Consider the following 20,253-nt stretch of genomic DNA (forward strand, 5'->3'; position numbering starts at 1 on the left):
ACCTAATGCTCCGTTTTGTTTCTTCATTCCGGAAACATCAGCTGGTGTAGCTTACACTAGTCCGGCTAAGATCTTTCCTGAATAGTACCATTAGGCGACTGTGCCGGATGCTGCACCGTGATTGCAGGAGCAGGTATTTCATCTGTTGCAGCAGGTAGTGTGGACTCTTCTTCTGTTGCAGCCGAATCCACTTCCATCGTCATCTGGCGCGGCAGATTCTTTTTGTTATCCAGTCCCAGACGTCGCATCCGCTCAGCTCTTCCCACCAAATTTCCATGGCCGGTGCTCAGTTTGTTCATGGCATTTTCATACACATTCTGGCTACGTTTCAGGTGTTCACCGATCAGCCCCATATCTTCTGCGAAGCCTACAAACTTGTCGTAGAGCGCACTGCCCTGGCGTACAATTTCTTCCGCATTTTTATTCTGGTTGTCCAGCCGCCACATAGCATCGATGACGCGCAGGGTTGCCAGCAGTGAAGGCACACTCACCAGAATGATCTTACGACGGAAGGCAAAATCATACAGATCTTCTTCCTGCTGCATAATGGCCAGCGCATAAGCCGGTTCTATCGGAATAAACAACATCACAAAATCGGTGGTATTGTTGTACAGTGTATGGTAGGCTTTTCTGCTCAGCTCATTCACGTGGTTCTTCACAGACTGCACATGCTGTTTCAGTGCCTGCTGCCGTTCCGCTTCGTCTGTTGCGCTGCAGTACTGCTCATATGCCTTGAGAGACACTTTGGAGTCGATGACCAGCTGTCTGTTTTCGGGCAGTTGTAATACCAGGTCGGGCATTCTCAGCTGTCCTGTTTCATCCCGCTGTGCGTCCTGGGTAACATAATGGATACCTTTTTCCAGGCCGGAAGCTTCCAGCACTTTTTCGAGGATCATTTCTCCCCAGTTGCCTTGTTTTTTGGTATCGGCTTTCAACGCTTTTGTCAGGTTGTTGGCCTCTTGTGAAAGGGTCTGATTCAGTTGCAGCAACCGCTGCAGCTCTGTTTTCAATTCCGCCCGCTGGCTGGTTTCCGCCACAAGTGACTGTTGTACACTGCTTCGGAAATTATCGATCTTTTCGGCCAGTGGCTTCAGCAGATCATCCATCTTCACCTGGTTCTGCTGCATAAATGTGCCGGATATACGCTGTAACAGCTGCTGGGCTGTGTTCTCAAACTGCAGTTTGAAATCCTGGTGCATCTGTTGTAACCGATCCTTTTCGCTCTGCAGCTGTTGCTGCAGATATTTGTTCTGCTCCATCAGCCGTCCCTGTTCCGCCATCAGCGAAGCAAATTCTTCGTTGAGCCGTTCCAGTTGTTCCTGTTTTTCACGGACTGCCAGCTGCTTGTCATCCAGCATATTCTGCAGATAACCCTGCTTTGCTTCCAGCTGGTTATTGCGTTCCTGCTGCTGGCCCACTGCTGACTGCAGGGCCTGTTGCTGATTCCGGGCCGTATAATACAAGAATCCCAGCACAGCTGATGCTATCCCTATGACAATCAATAATATCAACAAGATCACATTCATAATAGGCAATATCGTTTTTGACTACGCATTAGATCTGCGTTATAAAAAGAGCTCTGGGAAACTGCCGCCAGTCCCCCGAATAAAAAGGGACTGACCATTGCCTGGTCAGCCCCCTTTGTTATATTTTTAATCCTGTAAAACCTTACAAACGCTCGTACAGTTTTCTCAGGCGCTCACGGGTCATGATTTCCTTCCAGTCTTTACCCAGTGCATTTTCCCACAGCGGGGCCATGCCTAAGGATACATTGATCATGGTGTCAAACTGCTCATCTGTCAGCCCTTTGGTGATACCCTGCGGGATGTCGATGTTGTGCTTTTTCACCATTTCCTTGAATTTCTTTACCCCATCCGGATAAAACTCTTCCAGTTTGTCAAACACAATACAGTTGCCGATACCGTGTTTGGTGCCCAGCAGATAGGCCAGTCCGTAACTTACGGCGTGGGCCACCCCTACCTGGGAATAAGCAATGCTCATACCGCCGGCGTAGGATGCCATCATCAGTTTCTCATCGCAGTCATCGTCCCAGGTATCTTTCTCCAGAAAAATCTCTTCACACAGCTCCTGAGCTTTTTCACCATAAGACTGGCTGAAGGCATTGAGATAAGTGCCTGTCAATGATTCCACGCAGTGGATAAAGCAGTCCATCGCTGTATAAAACCGCTGGTTAGGCTCTACAGTATTGGTCAGTGAAGGATCCAGCACGATCTGGTCAAACGGTGTAAAGTCAGAGTTCATGCCCAGTTTGCGGGTAGGACCGGTCAATACACAGGTACGGCTTACTTCAGCACCGGTACCGGAGATCGTAGGTATACCTACTTTGTATACGCCCGGGAATTTCACCAGGTCCCAGCCCTGGTAATCTGCAGAAGAGCCGGGATTGGTCATCATCAGCGCTACTGCTTTGGCCATATCCATTACGGAGCCGCCACCAATACCGATAATACCGGATACTTCCCCGAATTCAGCTTTCAGTTCATCACGTATTTTATCTACTGTAACGGTTTTAGGTTCGTAGGTTACATCAATCACCACTACTTTGTCTTTGCCCTGCAAAGGAATACGGGACAGAAACGCTTGTTTGTCCTGGAAATACTCATCCACGAAAAATATCATGGGAGCATCGCCTTTACGCCTGGGGGCCAGTATTTCGCCCAGCTGATCAAAACATCCGCTGCCGTAAACTACGTAGTCCACCATTTTAAAATTCCTGAATTTCATATATCCGTTTTAGTTAGATGTTTACAAATATTTGGCTGCCTTCTCCAGGTCTTCGGGGGTATCTATTTCCACGCCCATATAGGAAGTGGACACCATCTTCATGGGAATACCATTTTCCAGGTACCGCAGACATTCGACCTTTTCTGCCAGTTCCAGCGGGGTAGGCTCCAGCTTTGTGAAGTCAAGCAGGGTCTGTTTGCGGAAAGCATAGATGCCGATATGTTCGTAATAGATGGATTTAATGTCTTTGTTGCGCGGATACGGGATCACGGAACGGGAGAAGAACAGTGCGTTGAATTGTTTGTCTACCGCCACTTTCACATAGTTTGGGTCTGCAATAGACGCTTCATCGTGTAGTTCCTGCATCAGCGAGGCCACCTGTACCTTTTTGCCTTCTTCCCCTTCGAACACCTTCAGGAGTTTTTCCAGTGGTTCTTTCTGGGTGAAGGGTTCATCACCCTGTACATTCACCACAATATCAGCGTCCATATCTTCCGCGGCTTCGGCAATACGGTCGGTACCGCATTCGTGTTCCTTTTTGCTCATGACCGCCTTGCCACCATTACTGACAATCTCATTGTATATCAGTTCACTGTCGGTCACCACCATTACCTCGTCGAATACGCCGGTATTAACGGCTGATTCGTAGGTACGCAGGATGACTGCTTTACCGCCCAGTTTGGCCATCATTTTGCCCGGGAAGCGGGTAGCGCCATAACGGGCAGGTATCAACGCTATTTTCTTCATGTTCGCGGTTTGGTCACGCAAAGGTGCAAAGAGCAGCAAAGGCGCTGTAATGCGCCTTTGCGTGAAATATTATAATGCGCTTTTTACAGCTTTTACCAGTTTTTCTGCCCTTTCCTGTACTTCGGCATCGCTCCAGGCCAGGTTGATAGGGGTAGAAATGTTCCTGCCGATTATTTCGTCTGATGCAGGGAACTGTTTGGTTTTATAGATCTCCATTGCCTGTTTCAGTCCTGGAGCAAACGGTGTCAGCACATCTCCGTTTTTGAAGTGGTCCCATTGACGGATATAATGCCAGTTGTTGTCGTAATAGTAGAAGGCAGGCAGACCGGCTGCTTTCATGGCTGCAGCGGCGTTTCTGGCCTGGTCTTTCTCCGGCAGGAAGAAAGACAGGAAAGTGGCACTGTCTCCAGCTTCATCAGGCAGGCGACGGAAAGTCACGCCCGGAACGGTGGACAGCGCATCTTTGAAGATTTTCTTTGTTTTCCGCTGAATGGCCAGGAAGTGATCCAGTTTGCGGACCTGAGCCAGTCCTACTGCAGCATGCAGTTCGGAGATACGATAGTTGTAGCCGATAAACGGATGCAGGTCGGCTCCGCGGTCAACGCCCAGGTGGTCGTGGCCGTGGTCGGTGTATCCGTCACATTTGATATAAACGTCTTTGTTGTTGGTGATAATAGCACCACCTTCAGCGCAGGTAATTGTTTTTACGAAATCGAAGGAGAAAGTGCCGGCATCACCGATAGAGCCGAGCGCTTTGCCTTTATAGGTAGCACCAAAAGACTGGCAGGCATCTTCCAGCAGCAGCAGGTTGTGTTTTTTACAGATGGCCTGTAAAGCGTCCAGGTCGGCCATAGCACCGCACATATGTACCGGCATCACTGCTTTGGTACGGGGGGTGATGGCTGCTTCCACCGCTTTAGGGTCCAGAGTAAGGGTATCGTCAACATCTACCAGCACCGGTGTGGCACCAACGGAGAATACAGATTCAAAGCTGGCAACAAATGTAAAGGTAGGCATGATGATTTCGTCGCCGGCACCCAGTCCGAGGGCTGCCATCGCCGTAGTCAGTGCGGCTGTACCGCTGGAAGCAAGCTGTGTGTATTGTACGTTCAGTTTATCGCAAATAGCCTGTTCGAGCTCTTTTGCTTTCCAGATGCCTTTACGCGGACCATCAAATCCGTAACGCATCATGATCCCTGTTTCCAGTACATCGTTTACTTCTTTTCTTTCTTCGGCGCCAAATAGTTCGTATCCGGGCATAAGCTGTTGATTTTTAAAATATAAATTGAAAGTGATGTCAAAATAGTGCTGCAAAGTTACTATAATCAGTGTTGCGTTACATCGTAAAAACTATTTATCTTTTGCTAAAAATTCAACATGCGTTTTATACTGTTCCTGATCATGATAGGAAGTTTTGTTTTGCTGCCATCCCGTTATGCTGCTGCCCAGCAGAGCGACCAGCAGAAGATCGAAGCCCTGATGGCGGCCCAAACCAGTGCCTGGAACCGGGGTGATGTGACCGCTTTCATGCAAACCTATTGGCATTCCGACTCTCTGCTTTTCATCGGTAAAAACGGCGTCACCTATGGCTGGCAGGCCACACTCGACCGCTACAAAAAATCCTACCCGGATACCACTGCCATGGGTAAACTCGATTTTAAACTGCTGGAATTCAAACGTCTGGCACCGGACATCTACCTGGTAGTGGGTAAATGGCACCTGCAGCGGAGCATCGGCGATCTTCAGGGCCACTTCAGCCTTACCCTGCGCAAAATAAAGGGAGAATGGAAAATCATTGCAGACCATAGCAGCTGATCTTTCATCACAAAAAAAACCATCCTAAGAGTAGGATGGCCGCTATACACCACAACATTAAAGAAGAAACTAAATAATAAGCTGTTATCTTCTTACAATAAAAAAACGTTCGGGTCTTCACCGGATATGGAAATTATATTCATCACGTTAGGACTTTTCTTTCTTTTTCTCTCCCAGGGCTGAAGCCCTGGGCTAAATTTGTCTCACTGATCTCCATCACTTTACATACCATCCCGGTACCCTGAAAAGGTGCCGGGATGAAGGTTTAGCATCACCTTCACTATTAAGCTGACAAACACTATTCCAGACAGAAAACCGCCTGTTTTGCCCCAATAGCGGACTGGATACGGGGAGCAGGCTCCCCATATGCCGTATATGAGTGGGAAAAGTTCCCTACAACCCGCCATGGACAAGAAGATGCCAGTCATTAACATTCAGTTTGCAAAAACAATCTCTTTTTTTCAGAGCAAGCCATTATCTTCGTGACCTCAAGATTTTTTCTTGTACTGATTCTAACCCATAACCTCTGAACTACCACTGTGTAGTTTTAATCATTGTCCCTGAAACCACTATAGTTTTAATCCTTGTCCTGTTTAGAGCCTGTATCTATTCATTTATTCATTTTTTTTAATTTTTAACTGGTTATGACAGGGAAATTTATTTGTGCGACTTTATGTGTATGTATGACTGTAGCGATTTTTATGGGTTGTTCAAAAGATTCAGGCCTTATCAATCCACATCCGGCGGACTCTTCAACGACGACGCCCAACAAGCCGAGCACCTCAACTTCATCTACCGCGGACACCTCCAGGGCGACTCCTGGCTCAGGTAATACCAATCCGGGTACGACTAACCCCGGCACTACTAATCCTGGTACCACTAACCCGGGCACTACCAATCCTGGTACCACCAATCCGGGTACTACTAATCCAGGTACTACCAGCCCTGGCACCACTAATCCGGGTACCGGCGGCACCAGCTCAGGCGTAGCAGGCAACAATATTGACCGCGCCACATTGCTCAACCTGGTAAACGATGTACGTAGCAAAGGCTGTAACTGTGGCGGTGTTCAGATGCCACCTGTAGGACCGCTCGTATGGAACGACCAGCTTGAAAAAGCAGCCTACAACTTCAGTGTAGACATGAACACTAAAAACTATTTCAGCCATACCGGCGCCGACGGCTCTACACCTGGCACCCGTATCACCGCTACTGGATATCAGTGGAATACTTACGGGGAAAATATCGCCAATGGCTATATGAATGAACAGGCCGTTATCCAGGGCTGGATCAATAGTCCCGGACACTGTAAAAACATTATGACTGCCGACTTTAAAGATATTGGTATTGGCCGCTCCGGTAATTACTGGACTATGGACCTCGCCAGAAAAAGGTAGCTAACGGGGCGCGTCCATCTTCTTACGCCAGAAACGCCATATCATATAGAGGTAGGCTAACAACGATACACCAAACCAGGTGTAGAAAAAAAACATTCTGCGCGGAGTGGATTCCTCCGGTATAGCAAATCCCAGGTACAGGCCCAGGAAAATATTGATAAACATCCAGAAGAACCCGACAAATATGGTACGCATGATCTTTATGAGAAACCAGAAAAGGTCTCTGTCCAGTTTGTTCGGGTCCTCCTCTGGGGGTCTTTCCGATTCTTCTATTTCCGTTTCTTCGGTCATATAAGGATTGTTCAACATTGCTAAGGTATGCACAGTTTTGCCAGATCAGTGCTATCTCCTCTAAATACGTTAAAATCAACGGTCGTTCTGATACCGTTCACCCTGCCGATATCGCTGTGCTGCCAGAAGAGCCAGGATCTTTGAGACGCCGGCCGCTCCTTCTGATAATAATGCGCTATCCATAGGGGATATTCATCAAACTCACTGCCAAGATACGTTTCATAGAAGTGAATATTGGTGTAGATGATGGGCTTTACCTTATAGGCTTTTTCCATCTCTTCCAGCCATATTTTAGCAGTACTGCGGATAACAGCAGCAGGCTGATTGTTGCTCGTTTCTATATCCAGCACTGGCGGCAGGTCTCCTGACTGCAGGTCTACCACATTCTGAAAATTGATCGCCTGTTTGAGCGGGTCCCGGGTACTGTAAAAAAAGTGGTACGCCCCTCTGATCAATCCGGCTTTGCCTGCACGGTCCCAGTTTTGTTTGAATGAGGCATCCTGTCGGGTGATACCTTCTGTAGCCTTAATAAAGGCAAAGGATATACGAATTTTCTCCACCTGCATCTGCTTCACCGCATGCCAGTTGATGTCTTTCTGAAACTTCGACACATCGATACCATGGATCTTATAGTTGACTGGCATGTCAATGCCAAATTCCTCGTATCTTACAAACGATATCCTTTCTCTACGGCTGTGCAACCATAAGTAGCCCGTCAGGGCCAGCACAATTAGCAATAATGTCCATAATAAGCGGGTCCTGGTACTTTTCACGTTGTTTCAGTTAGTTGCAGGGAATCGGGAAAGGGATGCTGCTATCATGCTGCAGACCTTTTTTACAGCAAGTATAGGCTATAATTTGTTTAAAGAAACTACTTTTACATAGGTCAAGAGATTTTTATATGCCCGATTTTAACCTGAATGACACCCTGAATCTCGCTTCCAAATTCACTTTCCGCCGGGCCTGGAACGCCGGGAAAGTGCTGGGTAGCTACTTTATAAGCAAGTGGACCAATAAACCGGTACAATGGGGATATCCTATATCCATTTCCTTTGAGCCCACTACTTCCTGCAACCTGAGGTGCCCTGAATGCCCCAGTGGTCTCCGGGCTTTTACCCGTCCCACCGGTATGCTGGAACAGGACTTCTTCCGGAAAACCATCGATGAGATATCCAAAGAGTTATTATACCTCATTTTTTATTTTCAGGGAGAGCCCTACCTCAACACCAGCTTCCTGGATATGGTGAAGTATGCCTCGTCCAAAGGTCTCTATACCGCCACTTCCACCAACGCCCACTACCTGACAGATGCCAACGCTAAAAAAACTGTTGAAAGTGGCCTCGACAGGCTGATCATCTCCATCGACGGCACTACCCAGGACGTATACACGCAGTACCGGGTAGGCGGACAGCTCGACAAGGTAATACAGGGCGCTAAAAATATCGTGAAATGGAAAAAGGAGCTTAAATCCACCAAACCCTTTGTGTTCTTCCAGTTCCTCGTGGTAAAACCCAACGAGCATCAGATAGAAGAAATCAAAAAACTGGCGAAGGAAATTGGTGTGGACCAGGTACGGTTTAAGACGGCCCAGGTATATGACTATGAAGAAGGCAACCGCCTTATTCCTACCATCGACAAATATTCACGATACCATCGCAACGAAGACGGTACCTATGCCATCAAAAATAAGCTGGGCAACCATTGCTGGCGCCTATGGCATTCTCCTGTTGTCACCTGGGATGGACTGGTAGTACCCTGTTGTTTCGATAAGGACGCCCAGCACCGCCTCGGCAACCTTAAACAAGAATCTTTTAAGGCCTTGTGGCATAACAAAGAGTATATCCATTTCCGTAGTCAGATCCTGCAAACAAGAAAAAACATCGATATCTGCGCCAATTGCAGCGAAGGCACTAAAGTCTGGGGCTAGCAGATGATATCATAAACCACACTGCCCGTTGGAAAATAAATCCAACGGGTTTTTATTTAATAGGTAGATGCGCTGTTCAATATGAAAAAGCGGTCCGATGAAAGAAGAACGGATATAAGGATAACGTATACGCCTACCCTGTTTTTCAGCTGGCAGTTACTCCGCAGCCTTCTGCGCTCTTTTCCGTTTGCGGCGGTTGCTCACCTTATTGAAAAGATTTATACCCAGCTGTACACCGACAAACTCCAATACCGTCATCAGGGCACCAGTAGCAAAGTTTTTGAACTTGCCGCTACTCCAGGCCACTTTGGCCACGTTGGCTGCAATATTCAGTACCCCGCTATGTCTGGCGCTGCCGGGGATAACCGCATTCAGCGCCATTTTTTTATAATTGTGCTTGAAATAGTCTGCCCGCCGGCCCAGGTCCTGTTCCAGTTTTTTGGTACGCATCTGTAAACGAGCTATCTCCCGGTCAAGGTCTTCCTGGGTGGTGACTTTTACCTTCCGCATGTGTAAACATTTTTCATGTTATCCTCTTGAGGTGTTTTCAGTAGCTTCTTCATTAGGCACATGCCCATACATATCATCTTTGTGATCATATCCGGGCTGATTATGCAGATGACCGGATTGTTCATCACGTTCCACTATTTCTTCTACCAGTTCGGACAGCAGTAACCTGGTCAGGGGCTTCTGTATCAGCTGTTTACGGAACAACAGGATCGCTACAAACAAGAGTATAAACAATCCCGCTGCACAGGAAAAGCCAATGGTAAAGCTACCTGTCATTTCACCAATCCAGAAACCTACTACCATTCCGAGAAATACAATCACGAAAAAAAACAACAGGAAAGCCATCGTCACAGAGAAAAACAATCCCAGTGCTTTCGAGAGCTTTCCTGCTGCCTGGAGCTTAAGCAGGTCCAGCCTGGTTTCCAGGTATTCCTTGGCTACCTTGCCCGTTTGGTTAAAATAGTTGCCGAAGTTATCTTCCATGCAATGTTATTTAATCTGCCAAGGGGGGTTACGCCAACTCGTTTTCCAACTCGTCCTGTAATTGGTCTTTCCTACTTCTCCATTTTGCTTTTAGTCTGTCGGTCTGGCCTTTCAGCTTTTCCACCAGCTCATCTTTTTTATCAGAATTGAGGAAATACCCTACGGCAACACCTACGGCCGCACCTACGATAAAGGAAACAACAGCTTTGGAACTCTTACTCATAAAATAGGTTTTTTAAGATGAGAGAATAAAGTTTTCATTTTTTGGTACATAAAGGTTCACAAACACCATTCCATAAATGAATAATGTATAAAACTTTCCCCCTAAAATTCCGGGTTTAAGAACAAGCAGTACCTTTATTTGTCTGGTTATCGCCAGCCAGCTGTACTGGTTCGCTTTTTGCCCGTACCGATTAATTATCCGATATTATGTACTATGAGCTACCTGGACAACGACCGACTCAAACAAATTGGTTTTCTCTTACTGATTCTTTTCCTGGTGATTCTCCTGTTCATGGAGTTGTATGTGTTCTTCCCCGGATTCCTGGGAGCCATTACCCTTTATGTGATTTGCCGGAAGTGGATGTTCCGGCTGGTGGAAGTGCGTAAATGGAAGAAAAGCCTGGCCGCCGCTCTGCTGTTGACGGCCTCTTTCCTGATCATCCTGCTCCCGATAGGCGCGCTGGTCAATATGTTATCTTCCAAAGTGGCATATGCCGCTACCCACTCTGCAGAGCTGATCAGCAAGGCGCGGGATGTCAACGAAAAGCTGCACCAGGAAATCGGGATAGACCTGCTTTCCACCACACAGCTGCAAAAGATACAGAATGGGCTGACTGCTTTCCTGCCGGGGTTTCTGGGAGCTACTTTCAATACACTCACGGCGATCGCTATTATGTACTTCATCCTGTATTTCATGCTGGTCAACGGACGGCGGATGGAGGAAAGTCTGTATGAATATATTCCACTGAAAGATGAGAATGTGGAAAGACTGGGGAGAGAGTTTAATACGCTGGTATTTGCCAATGCGCTGGGGATACCACTGATAGCGGTTGTTCAGGGAGTGGTATCACTGATCGGGTATCTTATTTTTGGTGTTCCTCAACCACTATTCTGGTTTGTGGTCACCTGCTTTACCGCCATGCTGCCGGTGATTGGGGCTGCTGCCGTATATGTGCCTATGGGCGTGTATCTGCTGGCAACAGGCAGTACCTGGCAGGGAATCGCTGTGCTGGTGTACGGCTTTGGTGTGGTAGGCACCTCTGATAACATAGCCCGTTTTCTGCTGGCCAAAAAGATTGCAGATGTGCATCCGCTGATCACCATTTTCGGCGTCATCATCGGTGTGAACCTCTTCGGCTTCATTGGTCTGATATTCGGTCCCCTACTTATTTCCATGTTTATCCTGCTGCTGGAAATATACTCCAACGAATACCTGGTAAAAAGAAGGGACCGTCACAAAAGAGGACAGCCTCACCGGGAGACTATGTAAATCAGCGGAAGTAGTTATTGTCCTGGATATAGTTGATCACATTGTCTGGCACCATGTACCGGACAGATTTCCCTTCCTTGATCCATTTGCGGATATCAGTAGCGGAGATGTCAAGCATGGGCGCATCCAGTATCTCCACCTTCGCACCATAAGTATCTGTGATCTCATGCCCCGGACGACGGTATACATAGATCGGGTAATGGTTGACGATATGTGTATAGTTCTTCCACCGCGGCAGGTTCTGAAAACTGTCGCTGCCCATAATAATCGCAAATTCCTGCGTCGGAAATTTTTCTCCCATATACGCCAGTGTATCCACCGTAAAGGATGGCCGGGGCAAGGAGAACTCAATATTGCTGGCGCGCAGCCGTGGCTCATCTTTGATGGCGAGTTCCACCAGATGGAAACGGTCATGCTCATTCAGCAAAGCAGAGGAAGATTTCAGTGGGTTCTGCGGGGAAACCACAAACCAAACTTTATCCAGGTCAGTATTGTATGCTACATAATTGGCAATGATCAAATGCCCTGTGTGTATAGGATTAAAAGACCCGAAATACAAACCTATTCTCATGTTTTCATCGTATAATTTGCCAATGGCCAGTAATAATACGTGTAAAAATAGGCATTTCCTGCGAGAGCCATTACTGTAACCTGTAAAGCGCGCTTACTCCAGTGGCTTGAATTGTTCAAACACCTGGCCACATGACTTACAATAATGGATAGCGCGACAGAGCGTAGATCCGAAAGGTGAACGAAGATAAGTATGCTCACTGCCGCAATGCGGGCAGGGTGTGTTAAGCATAATTTCCGGCTGCATCTCCCCTTCTACAGCCTGCGGTGGGGCTATGCCAAAGTTCTTCAGCTTTTCTTTGGCAGCAGCGGTCATGCGATTGCTTTCCCAGTGCACCTGTTTGTCTATTTCTACGGTAACGGCTATACCAAGAGTGTTTTCCACTACCGTCCGTATATTGTCTTTGATATAGCTGATCGCAGGACAGGCTGCAAACGTAGGGACCATTTTGATATGCGCACTGCCGGGGCCTGTTACTTCCACGTCTGTGATCATACCGAGGTCTATCACGCTCAGCACGGGTATTTCAGGGTCCATCACCTGTTCCAGTGCGCGGTATATATCTTCCTGAGAAATTACTGGTGACATCATCATATTACCAACTGGCCTCCGTGTCCAGATTAAACACCTCTCCCATTTCTTTCAGCAGCGGGCCCAGGTGGGTGGTATGAAAACCTTTCCTGCCGCCGAACTCCGGTGTAATACTGTCCATGTCCGGCAGATTAAGGGACGCTTTTACCAGGATCGGGTAAATACGGTCCAGCCAGCGATGGTACAGCTCTTTTTCACCGGGATATATTTTTTCATCTATGAGTATGTCTTCATAAATAGCAGCTGGTTCGAATATACCGGCGGCCAGTGCAATCGTTTCGTTGAGTGCGGTCTGCATCCGTGCATAACTTTCTTCATTGGCCCTGCTCAGCTGCATGATAAAAGCATTGGCGTGCAGGGTATGATATTTCAGTTCGCCCTTCAATTTTTTGCTGAGTTGCTGAAACGGTTCAAAGCTGCTGTCACGCAGGCTTTCATAGCGTACTGTTTCGGCATGATCGAATAAAAAATGTCTTATCAGGCTGAAGTCGTATGCGCCGTTGGGCAGCTCTACCAGATGAGAACATTTAAATGCACTTTCGGGGCGTACAAAAGCGAAGCGGTCGGGGTCTTCACCTTCCAGGTTTTCGTGGAGGATACGGTATAATGCCCATGCATGGCCAATCTTATCCTGTGCCATGGAGGAGAAGGCGATGTCTTCTTCCATAACGGGGCCCAGGCCGGTCCATTCGGAATTGCGATGACCCTGTATCAGTTCATCGTCTGCCATCTTTACTATGAGGTCTGTTAATGCTGCGTTGTTGATCATTTGGACTGTTTGAATTTGTTGATCTTTTCCATCACTTTAAAACCACTGGCATCACGATAATTTTTATCCAGATTGTTGGCAAACATATCTTCATCTTCCACATCAAAAGCAAGAATATCGGCACTTCTAACTACCCAGAGGTTGACACATTTTTTACGGCGGGCAAACTGTTCCTTGGCAAATACCAGCGCCAGCTGCGGATCGGGTGCGTGTACACATCCTACATGTTCGTGACGGGCACCTCTTTTTTCCTGATGAAATACTTCATATACGTTCCAGTTCTCTCCTTCTTCCACCCTGATCACTGTTCCGGCGTCATCCAGTTTCAGCCTGTTTACGCGCGGATCTAAAGACTCGTTAGACATGAATTTACTGATTGGTTTTTATTAAATGGAATAACCTCCTGACGGCACACTATGCCAACAGGATATAACGTGCAGGTATATACGAATTTAAGCGACCGGCAGTGCGTGCCGTTCTGACGGGTTCATTAATGCCTTGCGTACCCAGCGGCCGTGTTCTTCCGCCCATTTCCTTACCTGCAGGCGTTCTTCATTGCAGGGTCCACCACCGTTGATCACCCGGAAGAACTCATCCCAATCAGGATCGGTATACTCCCAGCGGCCGGTGTCCGGATTTTTGCGCAACAGCGGGTCCGGCAGGGTAAGTCCCAGTTCCCATATCTTAGGAACATAAGTATCGAGGAACTGGTTGCGCATTTCATCATTGCTCGCCATTTTCACTTTCCACATCATCAGCTTTTCGCTGTGCTGGGAGGTTTTGTCGGGAGGGCCGAAGAAATGCATGATGGGCTGCCACCAGCGGTTGAGTGCGTCCTGCAGCATTGTTTTCTGTGCCGGAGTGCCTGTGGCCAGTTCTATAAAGGCGTCGTGCCCTTGTTTGAGGTGAAAACTCTCTTCATAGCAGATGCGTTCCAGTGCCCGGCAATAGGGCCCGTAGGAACCTTTGGCATTGGCCACCTGGTTAACGATCGCTGCAGCATCGATAAGAAAACCGATTACCGTAACATCCGCCCATGTTTTGGCGGGATAGTTAAATACATTGGAATATTTGGATTTGCCGCTGAGCAGGTCATTGATCATGGCTTCCCTGGATTTGCCGAGGGTTTCTGCTGCATTGTAGAGCAGCTGCCCGTGGCCGATCTCATCCTGTACCTTGGCAATAAGCGCCAGTTTGCGCTTAAATCCGGGTGCACGGGTAATCCAGGTGCCTTCCGGCAGAGCGCCAATCACTTCAGAATGAGCATGTTGTTCAATCAAACGGATGAGCTGTCTGCGATATTCAGCCGGCATCCAGTCTCCGGGCTCTATCTTCTCCCCTCTGCTGATTCTTTCTTCAAAAGCTTCCAGCTTTCCCGGGTCATCGTGCTGTTGTTCTTCCCGCAGCTGTTTTCCGTTTGGTTCATCGAAAATATATCCGCCGCCGTACATAGTGCGATTGTTTTGGTTGGAAGTAAATTACGGAAAAAAGCCCGTTTCCGGCAGAAAAATGATTGTTAAAACACCGGCCAAATGTTATAGAATTTACAAATTTTCCGTCCGTGCAACGGGCAGCCAGTCATTTTCCTAATTTTAGTCTCGTTGTAGTTAAAGCATGCCATCTTTTTTACATATATTATGTATGTTTTTTCTGCCCTTCGGGCAGATGAAAGTGCGCACCCTCCCCGCTCCTCCCACCAAAATAACAGCGATCCAGCTGACGATTGAAGACCGGGAAGAAACCGACAAAAAGGCGGCAGATACCCTTTTTTATTCGCCCGCACGTAAGCTCCGCTGGGATGACTTCCTGGGCAAACCGTCCCCTGCCGGCCCCAGCGCCGCTGTATCCTACACCAGCTTTTCCTATGAAGGCAGCAGCAACCTCGTCCACGATACCCTGAAGATCAGGCTCATCATGCAGGTATTCTTTATAAAAAGTGCTTCCTGGGTAAGGGATGATGCCAGGGAAAACTATGCGCTGATGCATGAACAGCTGCATTTTGACATCACCCGCCTGGTGGTGGAAAGATTCAAACAAAAACTCCGGCAAACAGCATTGAACCGGGACGACTATGATAGTGTTATACAATATCAGTATCTCCAATCTTTCCAGGAAATGAACCGCATGCAGTACGCCTTTGACCGCGAAACTCACCATGGTACTGATATGGCTGCGCAAGTCCACTGGCGAGACAAAATTATCCTGGGCCTCAAAAACAAGGGTGTAATGCCGGAAGAACTCGGGTTTGACCTCTTTGGCAAATTTGGTCCGCAATAGTTCAGGACCGATACTCGTTTATTCTATGCAGTTATGCTAAATTTGTCATATGCAACCAAATCAACCCTTCAGGTGGCTGATCACCTGCTTTTTATTTGCCGCGATCTTATCCTCCTGCAAAAAAAATGACCGCACTGATGCTCAGCGGGTCTGGCCCAATATCAATGACAGTATTTTCGCTGCCTTTAAAGATATCTACCTGTGGTCGGATGTAATCCCCGATTCCGCTACTTTCAAACCGGAAAGTTATACGAGACCCGTGGATATGTTCAGCGCCCTCATCAAAATAAAGAAAAACAACACCTCCGGAAAAGCACTGGACAAATACAGCTTCCTGGATGATGGCACCACCTCCCGGGCCCTTCAGGAAGGCATGGTTGGTAATGTAGGCTTTGAAGTAGGCTATCAGACTGATTCCACGCTGTTTGTTATTTATGTGTATCCTGGTTCACCGGCAGACAAAGCCGGAATCAAGCGCGGGTGGCAGCTTACCAGCGTAAATGGCATCTCCCGTTTTCAGGTAGGACAGGTCACCGATAACCTGCTCAATAATGCCTTCTCTACCAATTCCGCTTATACTTTTCTCAAGCCCGGCAACAACAGTCAAAGCCTTACGCTCGCTCCTGCCAACTATTCGCTGAATCCCATCCTGTACGCCAACACTTTCAATTTCAATGGGACCAAAGTTGGCTATATCGTTTTTAACAACTTCGTTGCGCTCAATGATGTAAAACCACAGTTCGACTCCCTGTTCAACGCCTTTTCACAGGCCGGTGTAACCCGCATGATCATGGACCTTCGCTACAATGGCGGCGGACTGCTGGAAACAGCTGAATACCTCGCCAACAATCTGGCACCAGCCAACGCCAATAACACGGTGATGTATACCCAGTCTTTCAACAATAACGTCAACACCAATCAATACAGCTATATCTTCCGGAACATGAGGGCGCTTCCCTACTACCCTACACGGTACTGGTACGACATTTTCCGGCAGGAATCCACCACCTATAAAACAACTTCATTTAAGAAACAAGGTTCCCTTGGACTCACTAATCTGAGCTTTCTTGTCACCTATAGCACCGTTTCTGCCAGCGAGCTGCTGTACAATGTGCTGAAGCCGACGATGCAGCCGCACCTGATTGGTACCACCACTTACGGCAAACCAGTAGGTTTTATCAACATCCCCTTCGGGCAATATGATATGTATGCCGTTTGTTTCCAGACATTTAATGCTAACGGTGAAGGCAATTATTTCGACGGTATCGCTCCCAACATCACCGTAACAGATGATTATACCAACAACTGGGGCAGCTTTAATGATCCGATGCTTCGTACAGCCCTCACCGATATGGGTATCCCGGTTAGCCAGCTGGGAAGGGCCGCCAGCCTTACCACCAACCGGAAGGCTGTTATACATCAGAGCACAGACCGCTTCCAGGGCATGATACAGACAAACAGAAACTAACACTATTATAAAGACGAAGCCCGCAAAGTTTTACACTTTGCGGGCTTCGTCTTTATATCTCCGGGAGATTAATTCATTCCGGTATCTATGTCTTTTGTTACCTGGAGGATGGTTTTCACCGCCTGATAATAGAAATGATGATTAATACGTGTATACTCATCCGTTAGCTGGTGATAATCCGGATGATCTTCCACCCCGAAGTAGAGGAATGGTATCTTCCGGGCATTAAAAGGGCCCTGGTCACTCTGGTTGGTCCAGTCATCCCCGCCGGAGCCGGGTGTATCATGGCCTGCCAGCAGTTTGACAGTGCTATGCGCCGCCACGGTATCGATGTATTTTTTCAGCTGAGGATAAGGCGCGGTGCCACAGACGTACAATTCGTTTTTATCGTTGTGCGCCACCATGTCCATGTTGATGTCGAGGATGATTTTATTCAACGGCACCGGAGGCTGCTGCACAAAGGCTTTGGCGCCCTGGAGTCCTTGTTCTTCTGCGTCGAATGCAACAAACAGCAGTGTGTGTTTGGGCGGATTCTTTTTAAAATAGGCAGCCAGTGCCAGGATGGTACCTACACCGGAAGCGTTGTCATCTGCGCCGTTATAGATGCTGTCCTTTGCTGCATTGGGCCTTCCGATACCGAGATGATCGTAGTGGGCGGAGATAACGATAACATCGTCGGTTTGTCCCTGGATATAACCGAAGAGGTTAGTACCCATTATCCTCTTGGGACCTAATTGAAAATAGAAGGGATACTCATAGGTACTATTATAGGGAGTGATCCCTATCTGTTTGAACCTGTCAATGATATAAAACTGTGCCATGCGGCTGCCGGGAGTACCGGTTTTGCGGCCCTCATATTTATCGGCAGATAGGGTGCGTACGTCGTTCATTAACAGGGACGAATCGACGGTAGACTGCGCCAGCAATGGCCCGGCGAAAAGCAGACATAAGCTGTAACAAAACAATTTCATAGTAATGCGTTTTGGTGAGCATTACCTGCAATGTACAAAAGATATTATTTGAAGATATTAAAGATAATCAGGCTGCAGATATACGCCAGTGAAGTCATGTAAGTGAGCTGCAGTACTGGTATTTTCCACGATTTTGTTTCCCTTTTTACGATGGCCATTGTACTCATACACTGCATGGCGAATGCATAAAAAAGCATCAGAGACAAGCCTGTGGCGAGCGTGTATACCGGCCTGCCGTCGGGCCATTTGGCCGACGCCATTTTTTCACGCAGGGTTGCGTTGTTGTCTGCCGGATTTTCGCCCACACTGTATAAGGTGGCCATGGTGCCCACAAATACTTCACGGGCAGCGAAAGAGGTGATCAGGGCAATACCTATTTTCCAGTCAAATCCCAGCGGACGGATAGCTGGTTCAATAGCATGTCCGAGGATACCGGCGTAGGAATGTGACAGTTTCTCGGAGCGGAACTCCCTGTCCAGTGCATCTGCCTGTTCGGAGCCGGCTGGCACCGCGGCTATCAGTTTTTCATATTTGGCATGTAGCGGCTCCATTCTGCTGGCAGGCCCATAAGACGCCAGGAACCAGAGACATACAGAGATGACCACGATCACCTTACCGGCATCAGTGACAAAGATGCGGGCTTTTTCCACCATGGTAGTTCCCACGTTTTTCCAGCGCGGAGCGCGGTATACGGGCAGTTCCATGATAAAATAGCTCTTCTCTTTAATGCGCACAAACAGCTTCATAACGGCTGCAATGAAAACCGCCATAAAGAAGCCCAGCAGGTAAAGGCCCATCATCACCAGTCCCCTCAGGCCCAGGATACCGAGCACTCTTTTATCGGGGATTACCAGCGCAATCATCATGGTGTAGATCGGCAGCCTGGCGGAACAGCTCATCAACGGGGTGACAAGGATGGTGATCAGTCTTTCTTTTTTGTTTTCGATGGTACGGGTGGCCATGATGGCAGGCACTGCACAGGCCACGCCACTGATCAGCGGCATCACCGATTTACCATTCAGCCCTACCTGTCGCATGAGGCGGTCGGTCAGGAAACTGATACGTGCCATATATCCGGTATCTTCCAGAACGGTGATCAGGCCAAACAGGATCATGATCTGCGGGATAAATACCGCAAATCCGCTGATACCGGCCAGGATACCATTCACAAAAACATCTGTGATTTTGTTGTTGGGCAGTACAGCAGTAAGCCAGCCGCTGAGTTTTCCGAAGCTTCCTTCTATCCAATCCATCGGATAGGAAGCCAGCCAGAAGATACTCTGGAACAGCAGGAACATCACTACCAGCAGGATCACATATCCCCAGAAACGATGCAGCAGCAGGTCGTCGATTTTTTCGGAGCGCAGCTGTTTCTGCAGTGGATCTGTTTCCACCACGGCCGCTTTCATGATATGCTTGATACGGTTGTACCGTTGCATGATCTCTTCGGCCTGTACTTTGGTTTTATTGAACTGGTTTGTTTGCAGGGATTGACGGATGGCCTGTTTCTGCCCGGCGTCGAGGAAGGTCAGTTCCTCGGTGTTAACGGCGATGTGCAGCGCACCATAGTCGCTGCTGGCCGGCACCGCTTTTTTGACATCGTCGGTTACTGCTTTAGCCAGGGCCGCATTGGCGATAAAATCCCTGGGGGCTGCGCTGTAGTGGCCGCGGGCGGCCAGCTCGATGATTTTTTTGAGCTCAGTCACCCCTTTGTTTTTGCGGGGGTTGATAGCTACGATCGGCACGCCCAGTTCCCTTTCCAGCCCATCGATGTCTATTTCCACGCCTTTTTTGCGGGCGATGTCCATCATAGTGAGGGCGATGATCACCGGTTTTTTCAGGTCGATGATCTGGGAACAGAAGAGGAGATTACGTTTCAGGTTGGAAGCATCGGCTACAATGACTATCAGGTCCGGCTTGTCTTCATTGCCCGGATTGATCAGCACATCGTAGGTTACGTACTCATCGGCACTTTTAGGGTACAGGCTGTAGGTACCCGGAAGGTCAATAATGTTGGTCGAAAGCCCGGGAACGATGGTGGCCGTTCCGGTTTTCTTATCTACCGTTACTCCGGGGAAGTTGCTTACTTTCTGATTTAACCCGGTCAGTGCGTTAAAAAGGGAGCTTTTTCCACTATTCGGATTTCCTACCAGCGCGATGTTTATAGGTGCCTGCATCCTTATCTTATCCTATTTTTTA

The 20,253-nt window shown here is 48.1% G+C and carries 22 protein-coding genes; 6 read left to right on the plus strand and 16 right to left on the minus strand.

Annotated features, from left to right (window positions below):
* Positions 1–65 precede the first annotated feature (65 nt).
* The 4 genes from rmuC to KD145_RS19070 all read right to left on the minus strand — a co-directional run bounded on the left by rmuC (position 66) and on the right by KD145_RS19070 (position 4,752).
* The gene (gene rmuC / locus KD145_RS19055; RefSeq protein ID WP_212000840.1) at positions 66–1,526 is read right to left on the minus strand and encodes a DNA recombination protein RmuC; all 1,461 of its coding nucleotides are present in this window, start codon (positions 1,524–1,526) and stop codon (positions 66–68) included.
* Between the two features lie 142 nt (positions 1,527–1,668).
* A complete protein-coding gene (locus KD145_RS19060; RefSeq protein ID WP_212000842.1) occupies positions 1,669–2,745 on the minus strand; it encodes an iron-containing alcohol dehydrogenase family protein in 1,077 nt (358 codons plus the stop codon).
* A 21-nt stretch (positions 2,746–2,766) separates the two neighbouring features.
* The gene (gene kdsB, locus KD145_RS19065; protein WP_212000844.1) at positions 2,767–3,492 is read right to left on the minus strand and encodes a 3-deoxy-manno-octulosonate cytidylyltransferase; all 726 of its coding nucleotides are present in this window, start codon (positions 3,490–3,492) and stop codon (positions 2,767–2,769) included.
* A gap of 69 nt (positions 3,493–3,561) precedes the next feature.
* Positions 3,562–4,752, minus strand: coding sequence for a DegT/DnrJ/EryC1/StrS aminotransferase family protein (locus tag KD145_RS19070; RefSeq protein WP_212000846.1), 1,191 nt, complete (start codon positions 4,750–4,752; stop codon positions 3,562–3,564).
* 117 nt (positions 4,753–4,869) lie between these two features.
* Between KD145_RS19070 and KD145_RS19075 the strand changes: the two genes are divergently transcribed.
* Positions 4,870–5,307 carry a DUF4440 domain-containing protein gene (locus tag KD145_RS19075; protein WP_212000848.1) on the plus strand — a complete coding sequence of 146 codons (438 nt, stop codon included), beginning with the start codon at positions 4,870–4,872 and terminating at the stop codon, positions 5,305–5,307.
* 683 nt (positions 5,308–5,990) lie between these two features.
* Positions 5,991–6,704: a CAP domain-containing protein gene (locus tag KD145_RS32325; protein WP_249219444.1), complete on the plus strand. Its 714-nt coding sequence runs from the start codon at positions 5,991–5,993 to the stop codon at positions 6,702–6,704.
* Here KD145_RS32325 and KD145_RS19090 read toward each other — a convergent pair whose 3' ends face one another.
* Together KD145_RS19090 and KD145_RS19095 are read right to left on the minus strand one after the other, a co-directional pair.
* Positions 6,705–6,995 (minus strand): hypothetical protein, encoded by a 291-nt coding sequence (locus tag KD145_RS19090; protein WP_212000854.1) that lies wholly within the window; start codon positions 6,993–6,995, stop codon positions 6,705–6,707.
* Positions 6,996–7,015: 20 nt separating this feature from the next.
* Positions 7,016–7,768 carry a glycoside hydrolase family 25 protein gene (locus tag KD145_RS19095; protein WP_212000856.1) on the minus strand — a complete coding sequence of 251 codons (753 nt, stop codon included), beginning with the start codon at positions 7,766–7,768 and terminating at the stop codon, positions 7,016–7,018.
* Between the two features lie 128 nt (positions 7,769–7,896).
* Here KD145_RS19095 and KD145_RS19100 point away from each other — a divergent pair, with 128 nt between their 5' ends.
* A complete protein-coding gene (locus KD145_RS19100; RefSeq protein ID WP_212000860.1) occupies positions 7,897–8,922 on the plus strand; it encodes an SPASM domain-containing protein in 1,026 nt (341 codons plus the stop codon).
* Positions 8,923–9,078: 156 nt separating this feature from the next.
* Here KD145_RS19100 and KD145_RS19105 read toward each other — a convergent pair whose 3' ends face one another.
* The 3 genes from KD145_RS19105 to KD145_RS19115 are packed head-to-tail and all read right to left on the minus strand — an operon-like array spanning position 9,079 to position 10,138.
* Positions 9,079–9,432, minus strand: a complete 354-nt coding sequence (locus KD145_RS19105) for a hypothetical protein (RefSeq protein ID WP_212000862.1) — start codon at positions 9,430–9,432, stop codon at positions 9,079–9,081.
* 18 nt (positions 9,433–9,450) lie between these two features.
* Positions 9,451–9,915, minus strand: a complete 465-nt coding sequence (locus KD145_RS19110; RefSeq protein WP_212000864.1) for a hypothetical protein — start codon at positions 9,913–9,915, stop codon at positions 9,451–9,453.
* Between the two features lie 28 nt (positions 9,916–9,943).
* The gene (locus tag KD145_RS19115; RefSeq protein ID WP_113616125.1) at positions 9,944–10,138 is read right to left on the minus strand and encodes a YtxH domain-containing protein; all 195 of its coding nucleotides are present in this window, start codon (positions 10,136–10,138) and stop codon (positions 9,944–9,946) included.
* Between the two features lie 213 nt (positions 10,139–10,351).
* Here KD145_RS19115 and KD145_RS19120 point away from each other — a divergent pair, with 213 nt between their 5' ends.
* On the plus strand, positions 10,352–11,407 hold the full coding sequence (locus tag KD145_RS19120; protein ID WP_212000866.1) for an AI-2E family transporter: 1,056 nt from the start codon (positions 10,352–10,354) through the stop codon (positions 11,405–11,407).
* Between the two features lies 1 nt (position 11,408).
* On the opposite strand, the gene nadD is transcribed toward KD145_RS19120, so the two are convergent.
* From nadD to paaA, 5 genes are all read right to left on the minus strand, one after another.
* Positions 11,409–11,978 carry a nicotinate (nicotinamide) nucleotide adenylyltransferase gene (gene nadD, locus KD145_RS19125; RefSeq protein WP_212000868.1) on the minus strand — a complete coding sequence of 190 codons (570 nt, stop codon included), beginning with the start codon at positions 11,976–11,978 and terminating at the stop codon, positions 11,409–11,411.
* A 93-nt stretch (positions 11,979–12,071) separates the two neighbouring features.
* The gene (paaD, locus tag KD145_RS19130; protein WP_212000873.1) at positions 12,072–12,566 is read right to left on the minus strand and encodes a 1,2-phenylacetyl-CoA epoxidase subunit PaaD; all 495 of its coding nucleotides are present in this window, start codon (positions 12,564–12,566) and stop codon (positions 12,072–12,074) included.
* A gap of 7 nt (positions 12,567–12,573) precedes the next feature.
* On the minus strand, positions 12,574–13,338 hold the full coding sequence (gene paaC / locus KD145_RS19135; protein WP_212000874.1) for a 1,2-phenylacetyl-CoA epoxidase subunit PaaC: 765 nt from the start codon (positions 13,336–13,338) through the stop codon (positions 12,574–12,576).
* Entirely contained in the window at positions 13,335–13,703 is a 369-nt protein-coding gene (locus KD145_RS19140) for a 1,2-phenylacetyl-CoA epoxidase subunit B (RefSeq protein ID WP_212000876.1), read from the minus strand. The genes paaC and KD145_RS19140 overlap by 4 nt, the downstream gene beginning before the upstream one ends.
* Before the next feature lie 87 nt (positions 13,704–13,790).
* Entirely contained in the window at positions 13,791–14,789 is a 999-nt protein-coding gene (gene paaA / locus KD145_RS19145; protein ID WP_212000878.1) for a 1,2-phenylacetyl-CoA epoxidase subunit PaaA, read from the minus strand.
* A gap of 190 nt (positions 14,790–14,979) precedes the next feature.
* On the opposite strand from paaA, the gene KD145_RS19150 reads away from it, so the two are divergent.
* Together KD145_RS19150 and KD145_RS19155 are read left to right on the plus strand one after the other, a co-directional pair.
* Positions 14,980–15,615 (plus strand): DUF922 domain-containing protein, encoded by a 636-nt coding sequence (locus tag KD145_RS19150; protein ID WP_212000879.1) that lies wholly within the window; start codon positions 14,980–14,982, stop codon positions 15,613–15,615.
* A 49-nt stretch (positions 15,616–15,664) separates the two neighbouring features.
* Positions 15,665–17,083, plus strand: coding sequence for a S41 family peptidase (locus KD145_RS19155; protein ID WP_212000880.1), 1,419 nt, complete (start codon positions 15,665–15,667; stop codon positions 17,081–17,083).
* A gap of 68 nt (positions 17,084–17,151) precedes the next feature.
* Here KD145_RS19155 and KD145_RS19160 read toward each other — a convergent pair whose 3' ends face one another.
* Together KD145_RS19160 and feoB are read right to left on the minus strand one after the other, a co-directional pair.
* Positions 17,152–18,054: a M28 family peptidase gene (locus tag KD145_RS19160; RefSeq protein WP_212000881.1), complete on the minus strand. Its 903-nt coding sequence runs from the start codon at positions 18,052–18,054 to the stop codon at positions 17,152–17,154.
* A 44-nt stretch (positions 18,055–18,098) separates the two neighbouring features.
* A complete protein-coding gene (gene feoB, locus KD145_RS19165; RefSeq protein ID WP_212000882.1) occupies positions 18,099–20,231 on the minus strand; it encodes a ferrous iron transport protein B in 2,133 nt (710 codons plus the stop codon).
* Between the last annotated feature and the right edge of the window lie 22 nt (positions 20,232–20,253).

Origin of the sequence: Chitinophaga sp. HK235, from assembly GCF_018255755.1 — a bacterium.
Lineage (GTDB): Bacteria > Bacteroidota > Bacteroidia > Chitinophagales > Chitinophagaceae > Chitinophaga.